This window comes from Humibacter ginsengisoli, from assembly GCF_054780095.1.
On record NZ_BAAGWZ010000001.1, the window covers coordinates 341,159 to 363,325 of the forward strand.

Consider the following 22,167-nt stretch of genomic DNA (forward strand, 5'->3'; position numbering starts at 1 on the left):
AGACCGAACGTTCGGCAGGGTATCAGCCGACAGCAGGAGGCACACGATGACCGACATACTGCCCAGCTACGTGCAGGGAGCCTGGTGGACGCCCGACGACGATGGCGACGCCGTCGACGTGCGCGACGCATCCACCGGTGAGGTGGTGACCCGCGTCAGCACGAACGGACTCGACTTCCCGGGGGCGCTGGAATACGCGCGCTCGGTGGGGCAGGCATCCCTCTGCCGGCTTACGTTCCATCAGCGCGCACTGCTGCTCAAGCAGTTCGCGCAGGCACTCACCGAGCGCAAGGACGAGCTGTACGAGCTCTCGGCACGCAGCGGAACGACGAAGACGGATGCCATGGTCGACATCGACGGCGGCATCGGCGTGCTCTTCACCTACTCATCGAAGGGCAGGCGTGAGCTGCCGAACACGCAGGTCGTCGTCGACGGACCGGCGGAGCGGCTGTCGAAGGACGGCACATTCCTCGGGCGGCATGTATACACCCGGCTGCCGGGGGTCGCGGTGCAGATCAACGCGTTCAACTTTCCGGTGTGGGGGTCGCTGGAGAAGTTCGCGCCCGCGTTCCTGGCCGGCGTTCCGACACTGGTCAAGCCCGCCACCCCGACCGGGTACCTCGCCGAGGCGTATGTTCGCATCCTCGTCGATTCCGGACTGCTGCCCGACGGCACGCTGCAGCTCGTCTCCGGCAGCGTTCCCGGGCTGTTCGACGCGCTCCGGCTCGGCGATCTGGTGTCGTTCACCGGATCCGCGTCGACGGCGGAGCGGCTCAGGGGGAACGAGTCCGTGCGCACCGGCGGCGTTCGGTTCACGAGCGAAACGGACTCCATCAACGCGTCGGTGCTGGGCAAGGATGCCGCACCCGGCACACCGGAGTTCGACGCCTTCGTCAAGAGCGTCGTCGCCGAGCTCACGGTGAAGGCCGGTCAGAAGTGCACCGCCATCCGCCGCGTGATCGTGCCTGAGCGGATGCGCGGCGCGGTCATGGCCGCGATCGGCGACCGGATCGCGCAGCGCGTGGTGATCGGCGACCCGCGCGCCGACGGCGTCACCATGGGTCCGCTCGCCTCCCTGCAGCAGCGCGAGGAGGTGCTCCGGCAGGTCGGCCGCCTCGTCGACGCCGGCGGACGCATCGTGCTCGGCTCGCTCGACGCGCCAGAGGTCGTGCGTGCAGACGGCAGCCGCGGCGCGGACACCGACGGTGCGTTCGTCGCGCCCATCCTCCTCGAGTTCGAGGATCCATGGACGGATGCCGTGCACCGCATCGAAGCTTTCGGTCCCGTCGCGAGCGTGCTCGGCTACAGCGAGACCGCGGATGCCATCGCCCTCGTGAACGCCGGCCGCGGCTCGCTTGTGACGAGCGTCGCGTCGCACGATCCCGCCGAGGTCGTCGACCTGGTCTCCGGCATCGCCGCCTACAACGGGCGCGTGCTCGTTCTCGACCGCGACGACGCCCGCACGTCGACGGGCCACGGATCCCCCGTGCCGCACCTCGTGCACGGCGGCCCGGGCCGTGCGGGAGGCGGTGAGGAGCTGGGCGGCATCCGGGCGGTGCTGCACCACATGCAGCGCAGCGCCATCCAGGGGTCCCCTGACATGCTCACGGCGATCACGGGGGAGTGGCACGCCGGTGCGGCGGCGGATGCCGGTGGCAGGCATCCGTTCCGCAAGTCGCTGGCCGAGCTGCGCATCGGCGACCGCATCTCGTCCCGGCCGCGTGAGGTGACGCTGGCGGACATCGAGCACTTCGCGGAGTTCACCGGTGACACGTTCTACGCGCACATGGACGAGGAGGCGGCATCCGCGAACCCGTTCTTCCCCGGACGGGTCGCGCACGGCTACCTGCTGGTGTCGTTCGCCGCCGGGCTCTTCGTCGACCCTGACCCGGGCCCCGTGCTGGCCAACTACGGACTCGAGAACCTGCGGTTCCTGACGCCGGTGTCGCCGGGTGACAGCATCCGGGTCGACCTGACGGCGAAGCAGATCACGCCGCGCGAGACGGATGACTACGGCGAGGTGCGCTGGGACGCCGTGCTGACGAACCAGCGCGACGAGACGGTGGCCACGTACGACGTGCTGACCCTGGTGGCTAAGGAGTAGGCACTGGAGGCGTACTTCGGCTTCTCCCGGGCGATCGGCAAGATGAGGCCGCTTGAAGCGGCAAGACGGCGCGCCAATTTCGGGGTTGCGGCTCCGACCGTCAGTGCCTTCGGCCGACGCCGACTACGCCCTCGGGCGAGCAACCCGCAACCCGTCGAGCGCAACCGTCAGCACGTCGTCCGCGAGCTGCGCGGCGCTCTCGGGTCCGCCTGGCCGGTACCACTCGACGATCGAGTTGATCATGCCGAAGAGAAGACGGGTGGCGATGCCAGGATCGATGTCGGCGCGCAGGGATCCCTCGTCGCGGGCATCCTTCACGAGGACGGCCACCGAGCGGTCGAAGGCGCGACGCCGCGCCAGTGCCCTGCGCTCGACATCCGTATTGCCGCGAACACGCAGTAGCAGCGTGACGTAAGGCAGCCGTTCGACGAGCACGAGCACCGCACCGCGCAGAACGTGTGCGAGGCGATCGGCCGCGGCGCCGTTGCGGGCGCCGTCCTCGAGCAGCACGCCTTCGAGACCGTCGAGCGCCTCGTTCAGCGCGAGTTCGAGCAGCTCGTCTTTGGATGCCACGTGATGATAGATCGCCGACTTCGACAGCCCCAGCCGCTCGGCCAGCACTCCGATCGAGGTCGCGTCGTAGCCGAACTCGTTGAACGCCGCGACCGCAACCTCGAGCACGCCGCGCTGGTCGTAGCCCGGACGCCCTCGCTTCACCTCGGGTGCTTCTGGTTTCGCCTCGGTCATCATCCGTCAGTCTTTCAGTACGTGCGCGGCCGTGCGGACAAGACTCGACACCGCCCGAAAACAGGCACATCGCGCCGGAACAGGCACATCTTGCCTGCTCTCACGGGGAACACGCTTTCCTGCCTGTTTTCCCGCGGGTCGGGGTCGCGGGCGGACAGGCGGCGGGGCTGGTGTCACCGCAGGTCGTACACCCTCTTGTACTTGCCTTCGCTGCGCGGCAGCGTTCCGGGCTCCTCCAGCTTGATCTCCACGGTGGAGCCGAGCCGGCTCTTGATCCGCTCGGCCAGCACCACGGCGGCTGCCTCGCACGTCTCACGGGGAAGGGACGGGTGGCGTTCGATGCGCACGGTCATGGCATCCATCGCGCCGGACTTCGTCAGCTCGATCACGAAGTGCGGGGTCAGTGTCTCGATGCTGAGCACGAGCTCCTCGATCTGCGTCGGGAACAGGTTGACGCCGCGAAGGATGATCATGTCGTCGTTGCGTCCGGTGATGCGTTCCATGCGTCGCATAGCCGGTCTCGCGGTGCCGGGGAGCAGCCGCGTGAGGTCGCGGGTGCGGTAGCGCAGCACCGGGAACGCCTCCTTGGTGAGCGAGGTGAACACGAGCTCCCCGGTCTGGCCATCGGGCAGCGGCCGGCCGTTCGCGTCGATTACCTCCGGGAGGAAATGGTCTTCCCAGATGTGCGGGCCATCCTTCGTCTCCACGCACTCGTTCGCGACGCCCGGCCCCATCACCTCGCTGAGCCCGTAGATGTCGACGGCGTCGAGGTTCATGCGCTGTTCGATAGTGCGGCGCAGCTCGTTCGTCCATGGCTCGGCACCGAGGATCGCCACTCTCAGGCTGGTGGAGCGCGGGTCGACGCCGGCCTGTTCCATGGCATCCGCGATCGTCAGCAGATAGCTGGGCGTGCACATGATGGCATCCGGCTCGAAGTCGACGATGAGCTGCACCTGTCTGGCCGTCTGCCCTCCTGAGACCGGGATGACCGTGGCACCGAGCCGCTCGATGCCGGCGTGGGCGCCGAGCCCGCCCGTGAACAGGCCGTAGCCGTACGCGTTGTGCACCTTCATGCCGGGCCGCACGCCGGAGGCCCGCAGCGATCGCGCCACCAGATCGCCCCAGCGCTCCAGGTCGCCGATGGTGTAGCCGACGACGGTTGGCCGTCCGGTGGTTCCGCTGGATGCGTGGATGCGCGCCACCTTCGACATCGGCACCGCGAACATGCCGAACGGGTACGTCTCGCGCAGGTCCGCCTTCGTCGTGAAGGGCAGCAGATGCACGTCGTCGAGCGAGCGGATGTCCGTGGGCGCGACTCCCACCTCGTCCAGCTTTCGCGTGTACAGCGGCACGTTCTCGTAGGCGTGCCGCACGGTCCACTGCAGCCGCTCCAGCTGCAGGCCGCGCAGCTCGTCCACACTCATCCGCTCTGCCGGGTCAAGGGATTCGGGGTCGGCCGGCGCCATCCGCAGCGCCGCGGTCTGTGTCGTCGTCATCGACGGCCTCCTGTTCAGTGGTGCCGGTGTGCCTACGGATTGCCCGCGTGGTGCCCCGCTGCCGCGCCCCGCAGGTGAGGCTAGGCGTATGCGCCGAGACCACGTGCATGGCACGTAGTGCCGGCGCAAACGCCTAGTTTCGGTGGTTTGCCATGGCTTGCGCGGGCTCGAGAGGCGGCGCGGGCCGCCGGGTGGTGACGGAGCGCCCGCGGAACTCCGCGACGCGGTCGCCGGTGTCGTCGAGGATGCTCACGTCGTACAGCCCGGTGCGGCCGCTGCGTACGACGCGGCGGGCGGTGGCGGTGAGCACGGCGCCCGCGCTCGTCGACTTGAGGAACGTGATGTCGGCACCCGCGGCGACCGTGACGTCGTCGTCCTCGTTGCAGGCGATCGCGAACGCGGTGTCGGCGAGCGCGAACACGAGGCCGCCGTGGATGATGTCGAAGCCGTTGAGCATGTCGTCGCGCACAGGCATCCGCACCACCGCATAACCGGCCTCGTCGGTGACGACCTCGATGCCGAGGGCCGCCGATGCCCGGTCGCGCTGCATCATCGTCTGGCTGCTCATGTCGCTCCTCATCGAACGTGCCCGCTCGTCATCGACCGGGTGTTGATATACTAACTGAACGTTCGGTAAGTATAGAAGCGGAGACGACGATGTCCACAGCAACTGCGGACGACCTGACCGGCGACCTGGCCGAGGAGGAGCTGGCCTTCCAGCGCTTGATCGATGAGGACTCCCGGGTCGAGCCCACGGACTGGATGCCGGATGCCTACCGCAAGACGCTTATCCGCCAGATGTCGCAGCACGCCCACTCCGAGATCATCGGCATGCAGCCGGAGGGCAACTGGATCACGCGCGCACCGAGCCTGAAGCGCAAGGCCATCCTGATGGCGAAGGTGCAGGACGAGGCGGGACACGGCCTGTACCTCTACTCCGCCACCGAGACGCTCGGCATCGACCGCGAGACCATGTACGAGCAGCTGCTCACCGGCAAAGCCAAGTACTCCTCGATCTTCAACTACACGACGCCGACCTGGGCCGACATGGGCTCCATCGGATGGCTCGTCGACGGCGCCGCGATCTGCAACCAGGTGCCGCTGTGCCGCTGCTCGTACGCCCCGTACGGCCGCGCGATGGTGCGCATCTGCAAGGAGGAGTCGTTCCATCAGCGGCAGGGATTCGAGATCCTGCTCACGCTCATGCGCGGCACGCCGGCGCAGCAGCGGATGGCGCAGGAGTCCGTGAACCGCTGGTACGCGCCCGCGCTCATGATGTTCGGGCCGACGGATGCTGAGTCTCCCAACTCGCAGCGCAGCATGGCGTGGAAGATCAAGCGGTTCAGCAACGACGACCTGCGGCAGCGGTTCGTGGACATGATCGTGCCGCAGGCGGAGATCCTCGGCGTGACACTGCCCGACCCCGACCTGAAGTGGAACGAGGAGCGCGGGCACTACGACTTCGGCGAGCTGGACTGGGACGAGTTCTACGCCGTGCTGGCCGGGCACGGCCAGGCCAATACCGTGCGTCTGGCCAACCGTCGTGCCGCGCACGAGGAGGGCGCCTGGGTGCGGGAGGCCGCCCGGGCGTATGCCGAGCGAGAGGACGCCGACCGGTCGGCCGCCCTGGAGAGGATCGCGTGATGGCCGAACCCGGTTCGGACGCGGACGCCGCTGGCCGTGGGGTCGGCGTGACGGGTCGCGAGACGTGGCCGCTCTGGGAGGTGTTCATCCGCTCCTCCCGCGGGCTGTCGCACGTGCACGCGGGTTCCCTGCATGCACCGGATGCCGTCATGGCGGTTCGCAACGCCCGCGACCTGTACACGAGGCGCGGCGAGGGCGTCTCGGTGTGGGTGGTTCCGTCGAGTGCGATCACGGCATCCGATGTGGATGCCCGTGGCGCGTTCTTCGAGTCCGCGGAGGGCAAGGAGTTCCGGCACGCCACGTACTACACCGCCTCCGAGGGGGTGCCGCACCTGTGAGGCACACGAAACGCGCCGTCTCCACCGCCGTCTCGGCCGAGACGATCGAGCGGGAACTCGCCGACGGACTGCAGCGGCCGGGCGACGAGGTCGCACGCTACGCGCTCGGGCTCGGCGACGACGCGCTCGTCCTGGCGCAGCGCCTCGGCGAGTGGATCGCGCACGCCCCTGAGCTCGAGGAAGACGTGGCGCTGGCGAACATCGGTCTCGACCTGCTCGGCCACGCGCGCTCGTTCCTCACCTACGCGGGCTCCGCGTGGGACAAGAGCGAGGATGACCTGGCCTACTTCCGCGACGAGCCGGAGTTCCGCAATCACCAGCTGTTCGAGCGCCCGAACGGGGACTTCGCGCACACCATCGCCAGGCAGCTCATCGCCTCGGTGTACTTCGACGCGTTGTACGGGCGGCTGCAGGCATCAGCCGACCCGACGCTCGCGGCGATCGCCGCGAAGGCTGCAAAAGAGGTCGAGTACCACCTCGACCACAGCGTGCAGTGGACCAGGCGTCTGGGACTCGGTACGGATGTCTCGCACGAGCGCATGCAGGCGGGCCTGGATGCCATGTGGCCGTTCGTCGACGAGCTGTTTCGCGCGGACCCGGCAGCCGATGCGCTCGACGGCGTGGCAGTGCCGCCGGAGACCCTGCGCGACGCCTTCGACCGCACGGTGCCTGCGGTGATCGCGGAGTCCGGGCTCGAGCTGCCCGAGGTTCCCGCTGCCGGCGGCGGCGGACGGCGCGGTGTGCACACCGAGGCGTTCGGGCACCTGCTGGCGGAGATGCAGGTGCTCGCGAGGCAGCATCCGGGGGCGACATGGTGACTGCGACCACGGAAGAACGCCGCGTGTGGGCGCTCGCCGCCGAGGTGTGCGACCCGGAGGTGCCGGTGCTCACGATCGAGGACCTCGGGGTGCTGCGCTCCGTGCACGTGGCCGGAGAGGGTGCGGATGCGACGGTGCGGGTCGAGATCACGCCCACGTACTCCGGCTGCCCCGCCGTCGACGCGATGCGCGACGACATCGTGACGACGCTCACGGATGCCGGATACCGGAACGTGGACGTACGCACAGTCCTCGCTCCCGCCTGGACCACGGACTGGATGAGCGAGGCCGGCAAGGAGAAGCTCGAGGCGTTCGGAATCGCACCGCCGGGGCCGCGTGCGCGCGACGGGCGCGTGGGGCTGGGACTGGGCATCCGCTGCCCGCACTGCGGATCGCTGCACACCCGCGAGCTCTCGCACTTCGGGTCCACCTCGTGCAAGGCGCTGTACGTGTGCCAGAAGTGCGGAGAGCCGTTCGACCACTTCAAGGCGCACTGATGGCAGCCCATTCTGCGGAGGCACCGGCGGAGTCGTCGCCGCTGCCATCGCAGTCGAAGCGACGCGGGGCATTCCACCCGCTGACGGTCTCGGCAGTTCGGCAGCTGACGCCGGATGCCGTCGAGGTGACGTTCGCCGTGCCCGCCGAGCTGGCGCACGCGTACGACTACGAGCCGGGGCAGTACATCGCGATTCGCACGAAGATCGACGGTGACGTGCTGCGCCGCAGCTTCTCGATCTGCCAGGCACCGGCATCCCACCCGATCGGTGAACAGGGGACCACCGGTGAGCTGAAGGTGGGCATCAAACGGGACCTCGGCGGCGTGTTCTCGACCTGGGCGCTGGAGAACCTCCACCCCGGCATGACGTTGGAGGTGATGAGCCCGGAGGGGCGGTTCACGTCGCGGGTGACGTCGGGTGACGGGGCCGGGCCGGTGCACTGTGCCGCGATCGCGGCGGGAAGCGGCATCACGCCCGTCATCGCGCTGGCGCAGAGCGTTCTCGCGGCGTCGGGGACGACCAGGTTCTCGCTCGTCTACTCCAACCGCACGGCGATGGACACCATGTTCGTCGACGAGCTCGCCGACCTGAAGGACAGGTATCCGTCGCGGCTCGCGCTGTACCACGTGCTCACTCGCGAGCGTCGAAGCTCCGAGTTGCTCAGCGGCCGCCTGGATGCCGGCAAGCTGAACCGCATTCTCGACGATCTGGTGCCGGTCGACGACGTGGACGAGTGGTTCCTCTGCGGGCCGTTCGAACTCGTGCAGCTGTGTCGGGACGCGCTCGGCGCACGCGGGGTGCCGGCCGATCGCATCCGCTACGAGCTGTTCACCACGGGGGAGCCGGGCAGTCCGTCGCCGCAGCGCGGGCGACCGATCGTGGTCGACCCCGGCGAGAAGACGTGCACGATCTCGTTCCGGCTCGACGGCACGACCTCGACGGTGACGACCGCTGAGCACTCGCAGGAGAGCATCCTGAACGCCGCGCTCCGGGTGAGAGGCGATGTACCGTTCGCGTGCGCCGGCGGAGTGTGCGGCACGTGCCGCGCGGTGCTCCGCGAGGGCACGGTCGACATGGTCGAGAACTACGCGCTCGAGCAGGAGGAACTGGATCGCGGCTACGTTCTGACGTGTCAGTCGATCCCGACGAGCGAGAAGGTAGTGGTCGACTACGACGCCTGAAGGAGAGGAACGCCATGCCGGTACGCGTAGAACGCAGCGGTGACGTCGCCGAGGTCGTGCTCGACTGGCCGCAGAAGCTCAATGCGCTCGATCTCGACGGGCTGACCGAGCTGGATGCCTCCCTCGAGTCCGCGCTCGGCGCGCGTGCGCTCGTGCTGCGCGGGGAGGGCAGGGCGTTCTGCGCAGGTCGCGACGTGTCGCAGGTGGATCCGGCGACGGATGACCCGCGCGGCTACCTCGACCGGCTCACGGCCGTGCAGCACCGGCTGAGCGACTTCCCCGCTCCGACGTTCGGTGTGGCGACGGGTGCCTGCCTGGGTGTCGGGCTCGGCCTGCTCATCGCGTGCGACGTGGTCTACGTCGCCGACTCGGCGAAGATCGGATCGCCGTTCGCCGGGCTCGGCGCAGCTCTGGACTCCGGCGGCCACGCGCTGTTCGTCGAGCGGCTCGGCACGCACCGCACACTCGACCTCATCTACACCGGCGAGCTGATGAGCGGGGCGGATGCCGTGGCATCCGGCGTTTTCAGCCGCGTCGTGCCCGCCGACGACGTGCTCGAGTTCACCCGGGAGAAGGCCGCTGCCGTCGCGGCAGGCCCCACGGCCGCGTTCCTCGTGGAGAAGCGGCTCGTCGCACGCATCCGCGACGATCGAGTCGGGCTGTGGCAGTCCGTGGCCGAAGAGACGGATGCCCAGGTCGCCCTTTCGACGACCGACGACTACGCGGAGGGTTTTGCCGCGTTCCGCGAGAAGCGCCGCCCCCGATTCACCGGCCGCTGACGGACTGTCCACCTTCGGCCCCTCACCGCCCGCTGAGCGCGGCGACGAGCGGCGCGAGCCTCTCGGAGAACTCGTCGGAGATCGTGATGAACGAGACGCCGGTCTTCTCGCGCAGCGCCACGAGGGCATCCGCATCCCGCGATGCGTCGCCGGAGAGCAGGCCCACCGCGCCGGCGTCGCGCAGCGTCTCGGGCGTGGCGCCGGCATTGTGTCGCAGCCATTCCGGAACATCGTCGCCGACGCCGGAGATCTGCAGCGCCAGCTCGGGGAGCGGCCGGTCGCTCACCGCTGCAGCGCGCAAGCGTTCGACCGCGGCCTTGACGTCGGACATGAGGGCCGTCGGGTTCAGCGGTAGCGCAACGGTGCGGGCGTGCTCACGGGCGAGACGGAGCATCCGGTTCCCGCTTGCCGCCAGCGTGATCGGTACCTCGTCGCCGAACGCCACCTTCACGGCCTCCAGCGTCGCCTGCACTCGATCGACGCGCTCCCGCGGCGAGCCCCACGCGACGCCCAGCGTCGCGGCGTCGCCGTCTCCTTGCGGTCGGCCAGCGCCGATGCCCAACTCGAACCGCCCGTTCGAGAGCTCGGCGATGGTGCGGGTCTCGCGCACGGTCTCGGCCGGGGTGCGCAGCGGAGCCGAGAGCACCCAGGTGCCCATGTGCAGCGTCGTGGTCGCCGCCGCGGCGGCCGTGAGGGCGAGGAACGGTGACGGGGTGAACAGCGTGTCGGGAATGAGCAGCACGGAATACCCGCTCGTCTCCAGTCGTCGCGCCGTCTCGCCCCAGGCGCGGGCGTCGCCGTGAGCGCCGCTGACCACGCCGAATCGGAATGATGTCATAGCATCAGCCTGTCTCGCGGCGCGGGGCAGCGCATCCTCCAGATGGAGTGCTTCCGGGGCGGGAGCGTCAGCCGGAGCGAGTACGCCTCGGCCGGGTCGCTGGCGTGTCTCAGTTCCTGCGGGTTCCGGGCCAAGAGCCCGCAGGTTATGCGACGCCGTCAGTACTCGTGTCTGCGAACACGCGACCGTCGCCGCCTCGAGCTGGCACTTTCTGAGACACTGCGCGACGGTGAGAAGGCCCTGCGTCCGGCTACAGCTCCGTGAGGGCGAGCAGCGGCTCCTGGATGCAGCGCGCGACGTAGGTGATGAACCCGGATGCCACGTCGCCGTCGCACACCCGGTGGTCGAACACGAGTGAGAGCGTCGTCACGGTGCGCACCGCCAGCTCGCCCTTCACGACCCACGGACGCTCCATGAGGCGGCCGAGGCCGAGCATCGCGACCTCGGGGTGGTTGATGATCGGCGACGACCCGTCGACGCCGAGCGAGCCGTAGTTGTTCAGCGTGAACGTGCCCCCGGTGAGCGCCGAGGGCGGGTAGTCGCCGGTCTTGGCGTGCTCGACGAGGGTGGCGACGGCATCCCGAAGCTGGTTCAGCGTCATCGCCTGCGCGTCGCGCACGACCGGAACCATCAGACCGCGACCCGTCTGGGCCGCGAGCCCGAGATTCACGGCCGAGTGCTGCACGATCTCGCCCGCCGTCTCGTCGACGGATGAATTCAACACCGGGAACCGCCGCAGACCCGCGACGACGAACCGTGCGACGAGCGCCGTGACGCTGTACCGTTCCCCGGTGCTCTCGGCGAGCCGCTCCTTGGCTCGCACGAGTTCGGTGGCGTCGACGTCGAGCCAGATCGTCGCATCCGGAATCGTCTGCCTGGAGTGGGTGAGGTGCTCGGCGACGATCTTGCGCACGCCCGTGATCGGGATGCGCTGGTCGGATGCCCGTGGATCGCCGCTACGCGCCTCGCCGACGCCTGTGTGCGAGGTCGCTCCATGGCGCGCCGCGATCTCCCTCTCGACGTCCTCCCGCATCACGAGCGAGCCGGGACCGCTGCCGCTGAGCTGGGTCGCGTCGAAGCCGTTATCGTGCGCGAGCTTGCGCACGATCGGTGACACCACGGGGGAGCGCGTCGTCGTTCCGGTGTGCTGCCGGCGACCGCGCCCGAACCGACCGCCGGCCGGACGCGCGAACGTGCGCGTCGACTCGCTGACGCCGTAGCCCACGAGCACGGCGCCGGACGCGCCCGCGGCATCCGGTCGCAACGCCGTGCCCGGCACCAGCTCGGCGGCCTCCGGAGACGGCGTCTCCACCGATGGTTCGTCGTGTTCATCCGAGCCGGCGGGCGTGGCCGCGCCGACCGCGATCGTGACGAGCGGGTCGTCCTTCTTCACCGTGTCGCCGACCGCCGCGTGCAGCTCATCGACACGTCCGGCGTAGGGCGACGGTAACTCGGCGATCGACTTCGCCGACTCCACCTCCACGACCGGCTGGTCGACCGCGACGATGTCACCTGGCTGCACCAGCCAGGACACGATCGTCGCCTCGGTGAGCCCCTCGCCGAGGTCGGGCAGCAGAAAACGCTCCGTACCGGCCATCACCACTCCCATGTGTCGAGCGCCGCGAGCACGCGCTCCGCCGTCGGCAGGTAGTACTCCTCGAGCTTCGGCGACGGGTACGGGATGTCGAACCCGGTGATGCGCAGAACCGGCGCCGCGAGGTGGAAGAAGTTGCGCTCCGTGACCCGTGCGGCCACCTCCGCCCCGTATCCGCCGAACTGCGCCGCCTCGTGGATCACCGCGGCCCGCGACGTCTTGCGCACGGACGCGCCGACGGTCTCGTCGTCGAATGGCGAGAGGGTGCGCAGGTCGATCACCTCGATCGAGAGATCCTCGAGTTCGGCGAGCTCCGCGGCATCCAGCGCGGTCTTCACCGTCGGGCCGTACGCCATGAGCGTCACGTCTGTTCCGGTACGGATGACCCTGGCACGGTCGAGCGGTGCCTGCGGCCGCGAGCGGTCGACGGCATCCTTCATCCAGTAGCGGCTCTTCGGCTCCAGGAAGACGATCGGGTCGTCACTGGAGATGGCCTGGCGGAGCATCCAGTAGCCATCGGCCGGGTTCGACGGCGTCACCACGGTGAGGCCTGGCGTGTGCGTCCAGTACGCCTCGGACGAGTCGGAGTGGTGCTCGACGCCGCCGATGCCACCCGCGTACGGAATGCGGATGACCACGGGCAGCTGAACGCGTCCCTTCGTGCGATTGCGCATCTTGGCCAGGTGCGAGGTGATCTGCTCGAACGCCGGATAGCTGAACGCGTCGAACTGCAGCTCGACGACCGGCCGCATGCCGTTCATGGCCATGCCGATCGCGGTGCCCACGATGCCGGCCTCCGCCAGAGGGGAGTCCCACACGCGCGTCTCGCTGAACCGCGCGGCGAGGCCGTCGGTGACGCGGAAGACGCCGCCGAGCGGGCCGACGTCCTCGCCGAAGACGACGACGCTCGGGTCGTCGGCGAGCGCGTCGGAGAGTGCCGCGTTCAGTGCGCCACCGAGGGTGATGGATGCCGGCGCCTGCCTCGTCGCAGTCGCCGGGGATTCCGTGTGGTGTGCGATCGTCATGACCTGCTCCTCGTGTCGTCGTCGGCGGACGCCAGGGGCGATCCGGATGCCGCCAGCTCGTCGGCCAGGTACGCTCGCTGCTCCGCCAGCGATGCACGCGGCGACGCGTACACGTGGTCGAACAGCTCCAGCGGATCCAGGTGCGGCGACTCGTTCATCGCCTCCCGCGTCGATGCCGCGAGCTGCTCTGCGGCATCCGCGATCTCGGCGCGCAGCGTCTCGGTCAGCATGCCCTCGGCGGCCAGGAACGACTCCAGACGGCTGATCGGATCGAGCACCCGCCACCGCTCGACCTCGTCGTCGGTGCGGTAGCGGGTGGGGTCGTCGGAGTTGGTGTGCGCCTCCATGCGGTAGGTGAGGCCCTCGATCATCGTCGGGCCGCCGCCGCTGCGGGCACGCTCGAGGGCATCCGTCACCACGGCGTAGACGGCCGCCACGTCATTGCCGTCGACGAAGTGGCCGGGCATGCCGTAGCCGATCGCCTTGTCGGCCAGGGTGCGGGCGTGAGACTGCTTGGCGAACGGCACGCTGATCGCATAGCCGTTGTTCTGGATGACGAACACCGTCGGCGTCTGCCACACGGCCGCGAAGTTGAACGCCTCGTGGGCGTCGCCCTCGCTGGTGGCGCCGTCGCCGAGGAACGTGAGGGTGGCGGTCGGCTCGCTTCTGAGCTTCGCGGCGTGAGCGAAGCCGACAGCGTGCAGCGCCTGCGTCGCCAGGGGAGTGACCTGCGGAGCCACGTGGTGCTCAGCGGGATCGAACGCCGAGTGCCAGTCGCCGCGGAAGAACGACAGCACCTGAACCGGCTGCACGCCCCTGGTGAGAAGCGCGATCGAGTCGCGGTAGGTCGGGAACAGCCAGTCCGCCTCGGCCAGCGCGGCGGCTGCGCCGATCTCGCACGCGTCCTGGCCGAGTGCGCTGGGGTAGGTCGCGAGCCTGCCCTGCCTGGTGAGGGCGCTCACTTGCACATCGAAACGCCGTGCCAGCACCATGCGGCGATAGAGATCGAGCAGGATGCCCGCATCAGGCAGCTCGAACCCCGCGGCTCGGTCGTTCCCGGCTCGTCTCCCGTGCTCGTCGATCAGGCGGATCGACTCCGCGGTCGGCACGACAGGATGCGGCGCAGCCTGCCCCGGAGGGCGTGCACCACCCATGACTTCCTCGTCACTCACCCTTCCATCGTGGGCTGCCGCAGGAGCGTCCGGGTGGGCATCCGCTCACGTCGATTCAGACGGCAGAAGTGGCGCGCCTGTCGCGACAATCAGGCACGGAACCGGTCGTGGAACGTGCCATTCGTCCACCGCAGCAGCCGTAGATCCACTGCAGGCCTGCACCGGTCGAACGCGTTGAGACCGACGGCGGCGGACCGGGATCACGACGAATCGGCTGCCGCCGCACCGATCGTTATCCTTTCCTGCCGTCGAAATCTCTTTATCCGCTTTCATCAGCCATTCCGCTGGGCCCGAATATAACGATTTGGCGCAGAAGGCGGCGCGAGACGCCCGACTCGACTGTGACCCGGTGCTCGAGCATCGCTAGGGTTCTTGCTCGTTGCCCGGAGCGGATGACCGCGGCGACGAGGGACTCACAATACGTAACCGGTGTGAAGGGCGATGCATGTTGTGGAACTTTCTGGTCGATAGATGGGGCCAGATCTGGTTCGCATCGTGGCAGCACTTCTCACTCGTGGTGCAGTCGCTCGCGCTCGCCGTCCTGATCGCGATGCTCATCGCGTTCCTGGTGTACCGCGTTCCGCAGCTGAGCTCGATCGCGAACGGCGTCTCGGCCGTGGGACTCACCATCCCGTCGTTCGCGCTGATCGGCCTGCTGATCACGCCGCTCGGATTCGGCGTCGCCCCCTCGGTGTTCGTGGTCACGTTCTTCGCGGTGCTCCCGATTCTCCGCAACGCGATCGTCGGTCTCGGCACCGTCGACCGCTCGGTGGTCGAATCGGCGCGCGGCATCGGGATGAGCCGGCTGCGGGTCTTGTTCACGATCGAGTTCCCGATCGCCTGGCCGATCATCCTGACCGGGGTGCGCATTTCGGCCCAGATGGTGATGGGAATCGCCGCGGTCGCCGCGTACGCGCTGGGACCGGGCCTCGGCGGATTCATCTTCTCCGGGCTCTCCCGGCTGGGCGGTGCGAACTCGCTCGAGTCCGTCGTCGTCGGCGTGGTCGGTGTGATCGTCCTCGCCCTCATCCTCGATCTCCTTCTCCTCGGCCTCGGCCGCCTGACCATTTCGCGAGGTATTCGTGTCAGCCACTAACAACGCACTCGCCGACGCACCCGAGTCGGCGACCGTGTCCACCAGCGCGACCTCGACGAGCATCCTTCTCGACGAGGTCACCAAGCGGTATCCGGGACAGGCCAAGGCGGCCGTCGACGGCATCACGCTCGAGATCCCCGCGGGGAAGATCGTCATGCTCGTCGGCCCGTCCGGCTGCGGCAAGACGACGACCCTGAAGATGATCAACCGGCTCATCGAGCCGACCGAGGGTCGCATCAAGCTCGGCGACGAAGACGTCACGACGATCGACGGCGACGAGCTGCGTCGTCGCATGGGCTACGTCATCCAGGCGGGAGGACTCTTTCCGCACATGACCGTGGCATCCAACATCGGTCTCGTTCCCAAGATGCTCGGCTGGCCGAAGGCGAAGATCGCCGCCCGTGTCGACGAGCTGCTCGAGTTGGTCTCGCTCGATCCCGCCGCCCACCGCGACCGGTATCCGCGGGAGCTCTCCGGCGGTCAGCAGCAGCGCGTCGGCGTGGCGAGGGCGCTCGCGGCCGACCCGCCCGTTCTGCTCATGGACGAGCCGTTCGGCGCCGTCGACCCGATCACCAGGCAGCGGCTGCAGGACGAGCTGCTGAAGATCCAAGACGAGGTGCAGAAGACCATGGTGATCGTCACGCACGACTTCGACGAGGCGGTGAAGCTCGGCGACTGGATCGTGGTCTTCTCCGAAGGCGCGCACATCGTGCAGTACGACAGTCCCGAGCGCATCCTCGCGGAGCCGGCGAGCGAGTTCGTGGAGAACTTCATCGGGTCGGGTGCCGGGCTGAAGCAGCTCACGCTGAACCGCGTGAAGGATGTCGCGCTCGCCGACGCCGTCATCGGGCACCCCGGCGAGGCGGCGGTCGACGTGCTCGAACGCATCGTCGCGGCCGGGCACGACCACGCGGTCATCCTGGACGACAGGCAGCGGCCGCTGAGCTGGCCGTCGCGCCGGCAGCTCGGCCGGCTCACGACGATCTCGGCGTCTGCCGATCCGGAGCTTCCGGTGGTGGGCCAGGGCTCTACGCTCAACGACGCCCTCGACACCATGCTCGTCTCCAATGCAGGAGCCGCGCTGGTGACCGGCCGCCGCGATTCGTTCGCGGGCGTGATCACCGTCGAAGTCATCATGGATGCCATCACCACGGCCCGCGCGAATGCCCGCGGCACGGCGGTCGCGCCGGTGGGCACCAACACCGATTCGCTCCAGATCGTGACGGACGGCGCCGCGTGACGGACACGCTAGGCACCGAGACGACGGGTGCCGAGACGACTCGTGGTGAGACGGCGCTTGCCGAGCCCGTCCGCGGGGACGCGCCGGGCGGCGCGCGAAGCTGGCGCGGGCTGCTGATCCAGCCGATCGTCGTGGCGCTGATCCTTGCGGGCTTCGTGGTGTGGCTCGCAACCGCCGACCTGTCCCCGACCGAGCGGAGCACGCTCAATCCGCACGATCTCCTTGCCTACACGGGGCAGCATCTCGCGCTCACGTTCGTGTCTGCCGCGATCGTGCTGGTGATCACCGTTCCCCTCGGCATCCTGCTCACCCGTCGGCCGTTCATCCGCGCGAGCGGTGCGATCCTCGCACTGGCGAATGTCGGGCAGGCGGCGCCGGCGGTCGGCCTGATCGTGCTGCTGGCGTTCTGGCTCGGATTCGGATTCTGGGCGGCCGTCGTGGCGCTGGTCGTGTACGCGGCTCTGCCGGTGCTGCGCAACACGATGATCGGGATCCAGAGCGTGGATGAGCGCCTCGTTGAGGCCGGCCGCGGAATGGGGATGAGCGCACTGGCCGTGCTGATCCGCGTCGAGCTGCCGCTCGCCGTGCCCGTCATGCTCGTGGGCATCCGCACCGCACTGGTGCTCCTGGTCGGCTCCGCCGCATTGGCGACGTTCGTCGGCGCCGGGGGACTGGGCCTCCTGATCACGACCGGCGTCAACCTGTTCCTGCCCCGCGTGCTGATCTCGGGGGCGCTGCTCACGGCGCTGCTGGCGCTTCTCGTCGATTGGGCGGGTCGCGTGGTCGAGCACTACGCGCGCCCGAAAGGACTGCAAGCGTGAAGATACCTCGTACGCGATCGATCCGGCGCGCTCTGATGCTGGCGGCCTCCGTCGCCGCAGCGACGACCCTGACCGGGTGCGGGCTGCAGCCGGCGACCGCCTTCGTTCCCGCCGTGGCCGAGGGATCCATCCATCCCATCGACGACCTGCCGGCCGGTGCCTCCATCACGGTGACCGCGAAGAACTTCACCGAGCAGCTCATCCTCGGCAAGATGGCGGTGCTGGCCGCCAAGGCCGCCGGGTTCGACGTCACCGACATGACGGACGTGCCAGGCAGCGTCGCCGTGCGTCAGCTCATGCTCAGCGGCAAGGGACAGCTGACCTGGGAGTACACGGGCACCGCGTGGCTGACATACCTGGACCACAAGCAGGGCATCCCTGATCCGCAGAAGCAGTTCGAGGCGGTGCGCGACGAGGACCGCAAGAACGGGCTCACCTGGCTTCCGCCGGCCAAGCTGAACAACACGTACGCGCTGGCCGTGCGATCCGAGGCGGTCAAGAAGCTCGGCGGTATCACCTCGCTGTCCCAGCTGAAGGATCTCCCGGTTGACGAGCGCACCTTCTGCGTCGAGTCCGAGTTCAACTCGCGCTCCGACGGATTCAAGCCGATGCTGGCGCACTACGGCCTCACCCTCGGCTCACCCGACGGCGTCCCGACCAAGAACGTGAAGATCCTCGACACCGGCACCGTGTACACGGCCACGGATCGCGGCAGCTGCAACTTCGGCGAGGTCTTCACCACCGACGGCCGCATCAAAGCGCTCGGCCTCACGGTGCTCGACGACGACAAGCACTTCTTCCCTGCGTACAACGTGTCGATGGTGGTCAACACCAAGACGCTGCAGCAGTACCCGCAGCTCGCCGACATCTTCGCCCAGATCACGGACAAGCTCTCGAACGCCGAGCAGCAGAAGCTGAACTACCTGGTCGACGTCAAGGGAGAGGAGCCCGCGACCGTCGCCTTCGACTGGATGAAAGAACAGGGCTTCATCTCGTCACCCCAGTAGCGGTCGGCGAGTCTCGTTCAAGTCGCACTTTTTGTCGCTATGAGCGTCGGATTCCGACGAAAACTGCGACCTGAACGAAGGCGACGGCGCTCAGACGTCCCAGGAGTCGCGGGCGATGCCGGGCGCCGTGCCGTCCCACGACTCGAGCACGATGTAGGAGCGGGTGGATGCGACGCCGTCCACCTCGTGGAGCTGCCGCATGATGACGTCGCTGAGGCTCTCGTGATCGGGTGCGCTCACCGTGACCACGAAGTCGATGTCACCGCTCACCGCGAGCACGGACTCGACGAACGGGAGGGCCGTGAGGGCGGAGGCGACATCCTGCCAGCCCGGCTGTCGTTCCACCTTGACGATCACGAGAGCCGTCACGTGCAGCCCGATCGCCTTGCGGTCAACGCGGGCGCCGAACCCCTCGATGACACCGTCGGCGATGAGCCGTTGCAGCCGGTTCGCGACGGCGCTGCGCGACACGTGAACGCGCTCCGCCAAAGCCCGCACGGAAAGACGGGAATCGGCGCTGAGTTGCGCGATGATCGCCCGGTCGACTTTGTCCACGTTCATCGCCACAGAAGCCCCTCGCCCTCAGTACCGTCGACGGCGCGCTTCGGCTCCCGGTCCGTAGATGATCGCTCCGACCAGAGGGATCAGCAGGAAGAACAGCCAGCTCCACGTCCAGCCGTTGAACGCGTACCCGCCGATGAAGAACAGCCCGAGGGCCACGAACGGAACGAACGACATGATCGTCGCTCCCCACGCCCCGCCGAGCGCCCGGGAGTGCCTGCCCCAGTCGTCGTGCGGCACGGATTCCGACGGCGTCGCCGGCCGCGGCAGATCGGTGAAAAGCGGTGCCAGGTCGCTCCAGGTCACGGCCGACCTCGCCGCGGCTGAGCGCTGCTCGAACTCGTCGGCAGTAAGCCGCCCCTCGTCGCGGGCGCGTGAGAGCGCGGAGACGGCATCCTGCCGATCGCGGTCGGCGATGCGTTCGTTCGGCCGCAGGGGATTCGCGTAGTCGACCATGAGCACAGCCTGCCCGGTTCCGGGCGTGGATGCCAGTGTCCGCGCGGGAGAGCGGATGCCGCAGGCACCGGCATCCGCTCGCTCACGACGGCTGCGGCTCGGGCGACCGGGCGATGAGCGGAAGAGGAGCCTCCAGGCCGGTGATCGCCGCATGCAGCTCGGGGAACGCGCGTGGCGCGTCGGTGAGTGGTGGCGGAGGCGCGCCAACGAGCATCCTGCGGCACGCTCCGGCCTGGCGAGCGAGGGCGCCGAGTTCGCGGGACTCCTCGGGTGACAACGGATGCCCGTGCTCCACTCGTGCGGCGATCGCGTCGGCCGGCTCCCAGCACGCTTCGAGTGCGGGAATGATGTCGGCGCGATGCGTCCTCTCCCTGTTGCGAAGGCGGGCCGTGCGCTCCAGGCGCAGGGTGGGACCGAGTTGCCGGATGCCCGTGAGCGCGGTGTCGAGGGCCGCGCGGTGGCCGGGGACCTCGTCCGGTTGCCTGATGCACGCCACCAGCAGGTCGGTGAGCGCGGCGAGCGCGGCGGAGACGCGTCCGCGCAGCACTGTCGCGGTGTGCACCGGAAGCACCCACCACGCGACGGCGACCGCGAAGGCGCCGGCGACCACGATGGCAGTGAGCCGCACGAGCATCGCGGGTCCGGGAGAGGTGCCCTCCAGTTCGTGCAGGATCGAGATCATCGCGGTCATCGCCGCCGCCCACCAGCCGTAGCCGGTAGGGCGCAGCCACAGGCCGAGCGCGAGGATGACGCCGATGGCGAGCACCGACATCCCCGCGGTCAGCCCGGTCTCGGCGCCCTGCGAGGCGAACGTCGACAGCCCGGTCGCGAGCACCGTGCCTCCGAGGGCGCCGAGCGTGCGATGGATGCCCTTGAACAGCACGTCGCCGCGCCCACGGTTTCCGCTGGCGACGACGTAGCCGGTGAGCACAGCCCAGAACCAGTGCTCGCCGAACACGAGGTGACCGATGAGGAACGCGCCCGCGAGAGTCATCGCCATCTGCACGGCCATGCGCGTGCTGCCGCGTGGGCGCATCGTCGAGCGGGCCGCCGCAGAGGGAGTCCGACTGCCGGCGACCGAACCGGTCGCCGGGCGCGGCAGGAATCCGGATGCCCGTGCCGCCCACTGCAGGGCGAGGGCGACCACGGCCACGACGAACGCCGTCGCGGCGGCCCACGGTGCGAACCCTTCCCCCGGCTGGATCGGTGCCGGCACGATCAGCACGGTGACGAAGGGGAGCGCGATGAGCGTCCCGATGCGTGTCGCGACCGGGCCGTAGCGGCGAATCCAGATCGCACCGGAGAGCACGATCACGAAGAGCGAATCGCCGACGACGGGCGCCTCGAACATCAGCGATCCGACTCCGCCCGCCGCGACCCCGACAAGCGGCAGCACCACGATGGAGACCCAGCGCTGCCGGGCGTTCGCTCCGGCCCGTTCCGGCGTGAAGCTGATCGAGAGCATCACCGCGAGCACCACGATCGAGATCCCGAGGCCGAACCGCACGGCCGGCACGCAGGCGATCGCGGCGCTGATCAGCACCGTGGCGTACGTGACGGCCGCCGACCGAAGGCGCAGCAGGCCGGGATCGGCGAGGCTGCGCGCCAACGCTCGTAAACTGTTTCGCACGTTCGTACCGATCGATGGGCCTATCCGCTGGTTGGTTTCGCCTCCAGGTTTCTCATCGGCTCGGCTAGTTCTGGCCGATATGCATTCCGGGCAACCAGCATCGGCGAAGACTAGATAGTACGATACTGCTTAATGAATTCGAACCGGAAGCGAGGGGACGTGCTCGTCGAGCGGCAGGCATCCGTATCGGTGCAGGTTGTGCGCCGTGGCGTCATGCACATGGCGCGGCGACTGCGCACCGAGCGTGTGCTGGGGTCGCTCAGCAGCAACAAGCTCAGCGTGCTCGGAACGCTGAGCCGCCTCGGCCCGCTGCCCGCCGGTGCAGTGGCAGTCGTTGAGCGCCAAAGGCCGCAATCGCTGTCGAGGATCTTCGCGGAGCTCGCACTCGAGGGGCTCATCACCCGCGAGCGCAGCGAGACGGATCGCCGGGAGCACATCCTCTCCATCACGGATGCCGGGCGAGCGGCGCTCGCCGCCGACCTCGCTCAGCGAGATGCCTGGCTCGCCGAGGCCATGAAGAAGCTGTCGCCCACGGAGCGTGGTGTTCTCGAACTCGCCGCCGGCATCATGGAACGGATGGCGATGGGTGAGGCGGCACTGGAGCCCGTCGACGAACAGCTGCGGCGTTCGGACGGGGTCGTCGCCTGACCGTCGCTCACCCCTGAACACCCCTGTTCCGCCGACCGTTCCCGGGGTTATGGTCGCGGTATGTGCCGCAACATCCACACCCTCCACAACTTCGAACCGGCCGCCACGTCGGACGAGGTGAATGCTGCCGCGCTGCAGTACGTGCGCAAGATCGCCGGTACGACGAAGCCGTCGAAGGTGAATCAGGATGCCTTCGATCACGCCGTGCACGAGATCGCGCACATCACGCAGCATCTCCTCGACGACCTCGTGGCCACGACGCCGCCGAAGAACCGCGAGGAGGAGGCGGCGAAGGCGAGGGCACGCGCCATCCGCTCCGGCCGCTACGCCCCGGCATCCGCCTGAGCCGGCCCGTGGCACGAGAGCGGCCCGGCCGCGCCGGTGTCCGCCTTGCGGTCGGGTAAACAGGCAGATCTCGGCGGAACAGGCAGATTGTGCCTGTTGCCGCGTGGTAAGCGCGTTCCTGCCTGTTTTC

At 68.8% G+C, this 22,167-nt stretch carries 23 protein-coding genes; 13 read left to right on the forward strand and 10 right to left on the reverse strand.

Going from position 1 to position 22,167, the window contains the following annotated elements; translation table 11 throughout:
* Nucleotides 1-46: 46 nt before the first annotated feature.
* A complete protein-coding gene (gene paaZ, locus ACYVI5_RS01375; RefSeq protein WP_460578671.1) occupies nucleotides 47-2,104 on the forward strand; it encodes a phenylacetic acid degradation bifunctional protein PaaZ in 2,058 nt (685 codons plus the stop codon).
* Between the two features lie 123 nt (nucleotides 2,105-2,227).
* Here the strand turns inward: paaZ and ACYVI5_RS01380 are convergent, their stop codons facing one another.
* The 3 genes from ACYVI5_RS01380 to paaI all read right to left on the reverse strand — a co-directional run bounded on the left by ACYVI5_RS01380 (nucleotide 2,228) and on the right by paaI (nucleotide 4,915).
* On the reverse strand, nucleotides 2,228-2,851 hold the full coding sequence (locus tag ACYVI5_RS01380; protein ID WP_460578672.1) for a TetR/AcrR family transcriptional regulator: 624 nt from the start codon (nucleotides 2,849-2,851) through the stop codon (nucleotides 2,228-2,230).
* Nucleotides 2,852-3,024: 173 nt separating this feature from the next.
* A complete protein-coding gene (gene paaK / locus ACYVI5_RS01385) occupies nucleotides 3,025-4,347 on the reverse strand; it encodes a phenylacetate--CoA ligase (RefSeq protein ID WP_460578673.1) in 1,323 nt (440 codons plus the stop codon).
* A 133-nt stretch (nucleotides 4,348-4,480) separates the two neighbouring features.
* Nucleotides 4,481-4,915 (reverse strand): hotdog family protein, encoded by a 435-nt coding sequence (gene paaI / locus ACYVI5_RS01390; protein ID WP_460578674.1) that lies wholly within the window; start codon nucleotides 4,913-4,915, stop codon nucleotides 4,481-4,483.
* An 89-nt stretch (nucleotides 4,916-5,004) separates the two neighbouring features.
* On the opposite strand from paaI, the gene paaA reads away from it, so the two are divergent.
* The 6 genes from paaA to ACYVI5_RS01420 are packed head-to-tail and all read left to right on the forward strand — an operon-like array spanning nucleotide 5,005 to nucleotide 9,604.
* On the forward strand, nucleotides 5,005-5,991 hold the full coding sequence (gene paaA, locus ACYVI5_RS01395; protein ID WP_460536748.1) for a 1,2-phenylacetyl-CoA epoxidase subunit PaaA: 987 nt from the start codon (nucleotides 5,005-5,007) through the stop codon (nucleotides 5,989-5,991).
* Nucleotides 5,991-6,329 (forward strand): 1,2-phenylacetyl-CoA epoxidase subunit PaaB, encoded by a 339-nt coding sequence (gene paaB / locus ACYVI5_RS01400; protein WP_460578675.1) that lies wholly within the window; start codon nucleotides 5,991-5,993, stop codon nucleotides 6,327-6,329. The genes paaA and paaB overlap by 1 nt, the downstream gene beginning before the upstream one ends.
* The gene (paaC, locus tag ACYVI5_RS01405; protein ID WP_460578676.1) at nucleotides 6,326-7,147 is read left to right on the forward strand and encodes a 1,2-phenylacetyl-CoA epoxidase subunit PaaC; all 822 of its coding nucleotides are present in this window, start codon (nucleotides 6,326-6,328) and stop codon (nucleotides 7,145-7,147) included. The genes paaB and paaC overlap by 4 nt, the downstream gene beginning before the upstream one ends.
* A complete protein-coding gene (paaD, locus tag ACYVI5_RS01410) occupies nucleotides 7,141-7,644 on the forward strand; it encodes a PaaD family protein (RefSeq protein WP_460578677.1) in 504 nt (167 codons plus the stop codon). The genes paaC and paaD overlap by 7 nt, the downstream gene beginning before the upstream one ends.
* Nucleotides 7,644-8,825 carry a 1,2-phenylacetyl-CoA epoxidase subunit PaaE gene (gene paaE / locus ACYVI5_RS01415; RefSeq protein ID WP_460578678.1) on the forward strand — a complete coding sequence of 394 codons (1,182 nt, stop codon included), beginning with the start codon at nucleotides 7,644-7,646 and terminating at the stop codon, nucleotides 8,823-8,825. The genes paaD and paaE overlap by 1 nt, the downstream gene beginning before the upstream one ends.
* 14 nt (nucleotides 8,826-8,839) lie before the next feature.
* A complete protein-coding gene (locus ACYVI5_RS01420) occupies nucleotides 8,840-9,604 on the forward strand; it encodes an enoyl-CoA hydratase/isomerase family protein (protein WP_460578679.1) in 765 nt (254 codons plus the stop codon).
* Between the two features lie 22 nt (nucleotides 9,605-9,626).
* Here the strand turns inward: ACYVI5_RS01420 and ACYVI5_RS01425 are convergent, their stop codons facing one another.
* The 4 genes from ACYVI5_RS01425 to pdhA form a co-directional block, all read right to left on the reverse strand.
* Complete coding sequence (locus tag ACYVI5_RS01425; protein WP_460578680.1) at nucleotides 9,627-10,442, reverse strand: LLM class flavin-dependent oxidoreductase; 816 nt, start codon at nucleotides 10,440-10,442, stop codon at nucleotides 9,627-9,629.
* Between the two features lie 250 nt (nucleotides 10,443-10,692).
* Nucleotides 10,693-12,039 carry a dihydrolipoamide acetyltransferase family protein gene (locus ACYVI5_RS01430; protein ID WP_460578681.1) on the reverse strand — a complete coding sequence of 449 codons (1,347 nt, stop codon included), beginning with the start codon at nucleotides 12,037-12,039 and terminating at the stop codon, nucleotides 10,693-10,695.
* On the reverse strand, nucleotides 12,039-13,061 hold the full coding sequence (locus ACYVI5_RS01435; protein ID WP_460578682.1) for an alpha-ketoacid dehydrogenase subunit beta: 1,023 nt from the start codon (nucleotides 13,059-13,061) through the stop codon (nucleotides 12,039-12,041). The genes ACYVI5_RS01430 and ACYVI5_RS01435 overlap by 1 nt, the downstream gene beginning before the upstream one ends.
* Complete coding sequence (gene pdhA, locus ACYVI5_RS01440; protein WP_460578823.1) at nucleotides 13,058-14,215, reverse strand: thiamine pyrophosphate-dependent dehydrogenase E1 component subunit alpha; 1,158 nt, start codon at nucleotides 14,213-14,215, stop codon at nucleotides 13,058-13,060. Before pdhA ends, ACYVI5_RS01435 begins: the two co-directional genes overlap by 4 nt.
* A 466-nt stretch (nucleotides 14,216-14,681) precedes the next feature.
* On the opposite strand from pdhA, the gene ACYVI5_RS01445 reads away from it, so the two are divergent.
* The 4 genes from ACYVI5_RS01445 (at nucleotide 14,682) to ACYVI5_RS01460 (ending at nucleotide 18,397) form a co-directional block, all read left to right on the forward strand.
* Nucleotides 14,682-15,329 (forward strand): ABC transporter permease, encoded by a 648-nt coding sequence (locus ACYVI5_RS01445; RefSeq protein WP_460578824.1) that lies wholly within the window; start codon nucleotides 14,682-14,684, stop codon nucleotides 15,327-15,329.
* A 34-nt stretch (nucleotides 15,330-15,363) separates the two neighbouring features.
* Nucleotides 15,364-16,569, forward strand: a complete 1,206-nt coding sequence (locus tag ACYVI5_RS01450) for an ATP-binding cassette domain-containing protein (protein ID WP_460578825.1) — start codon at nucleotides 15,364-15,366, stop codon at nucleotides 16,567-16,569.
* Nucleotides 16,570-16,679: 110 nt separating this feature from the next.
* Nucleotides 16,680-17,390: an ABC transporter permease gene (locus tag ACYVI5_RS01455; protein ID WP_460578826.1), complete on the forward strand. Its 711-nt coding sequence runs from the start codon at nucleotides 16,680-16,682 to the stop codon at nucleotides 17,388-17,390.
* Entirely contained in the window at nucleotides 17,387-18,397 is a 1,011-nt protein-coding gene (locus tag ACYVI5_RS01460; RefSeq protein ID WP_460578683.1) for a glycine betaine ABC transporter substrate-binding protein, read from the forward strand. The genes ACYVI5_RS01455 and ACYVI5_RS01460 overlap by 4 nt, the downstream gene beginning before the upstream one ends.
* Before the next feature lie 90 nt (nucleotides 18,398-18,487).
* Here ACYVI5_RS01460 and ACYVI5_RS01465 read toward each other — a convergent pair whose 3' ends face one another.
* The 3 genes from ACYVI5_RS01465 to ACYVI5_RS01475 all read right to left on the reverse strand — a co-directional run bounded on the left by ACYVI5_RS01465 (nucleotide 18,488) and on the right by ACYVI5_RS01475 (nucleotide 21,023).
* Nucleotides 18,488-18,958 carry an Lrp/AsnC family transcriptional regulator gene (locus ACYVI5_RS01465; RefSeq protein ID WP_460536725.1) on the reverse strand — a complete coding sequence of 157 codons (471 nt, stop codon included), beginning with the start codon at nucleotides 18,956-18,958 and terminating at the stop codon, nucleotides 18,488-18,490.
* A gap of 21 nt (nucleotides 18,959-18,979) precedes the next feature.
* The gene (locus ACYVI5_RS01470) at nucleotides 18,980-19,414 is read right to left on the reverse strand and encodes a DUF1707 SHOCT-like domain-containing protein (RefSeq protein WP_460536723.1); all 435 of its coding nucleotides are present in this window, start codon (nucleotides 19,412-19,414) and stop codon (nucleotides 18,980-18,982) included.
* A gap of 82 nt (nucleotides 19,415-19,496) precedes the next feature.
* Nucleotides 19,497-21,023 (reverse strand): FUSC family protein, encoded by a 1,527-nt coding sequence (locus ACYVI5_RS01475; protein ID WP_460578684.1) that lies wholly within the window; start codon nucleotides 21,021-21,023, stop codon nucleotides 19,497-19,499.
* A 153-nt stretch (nucleotides 21,024-21,176) separates the two neighbouring features.
* Between ACYVI5_RS01475 and ACYVI5_RS01480 the strand changes: the two genes are divergently transcribed.
* Together ACYVI5_RS01480 and ACYVI5_RS01485 are read left to right on the forward strand one after the other, a co-directional pair.
* Complete coding sequence (locus tag ACYVI5_RS01480) at nucleotides 21,177-21,692, forward strand: MarR family winged helix-turn-helix transcriptional regulator (RefSeq protein WP_460578685.1); 516 nt, start codon at nucleotides 21,177-21,179, stop codon at nucleotides 21,690-21,692.
* 60 nt (nucleotides 21,693-21,752) lie between these two features.
* Nucleotides 21,753-22,037, forward strand: coding sequence for a DUF2277 domain-containing protein (locus tag ACYVI5_RS01485; protein WP_460578686.1), 285 nt, complete (start codon nucleotides 21,753-21,755; stop codon nucleotides 22,035-22,037).
* Nucleotides 22,038-22,167 lie beyond the last annotated feature (130 nt).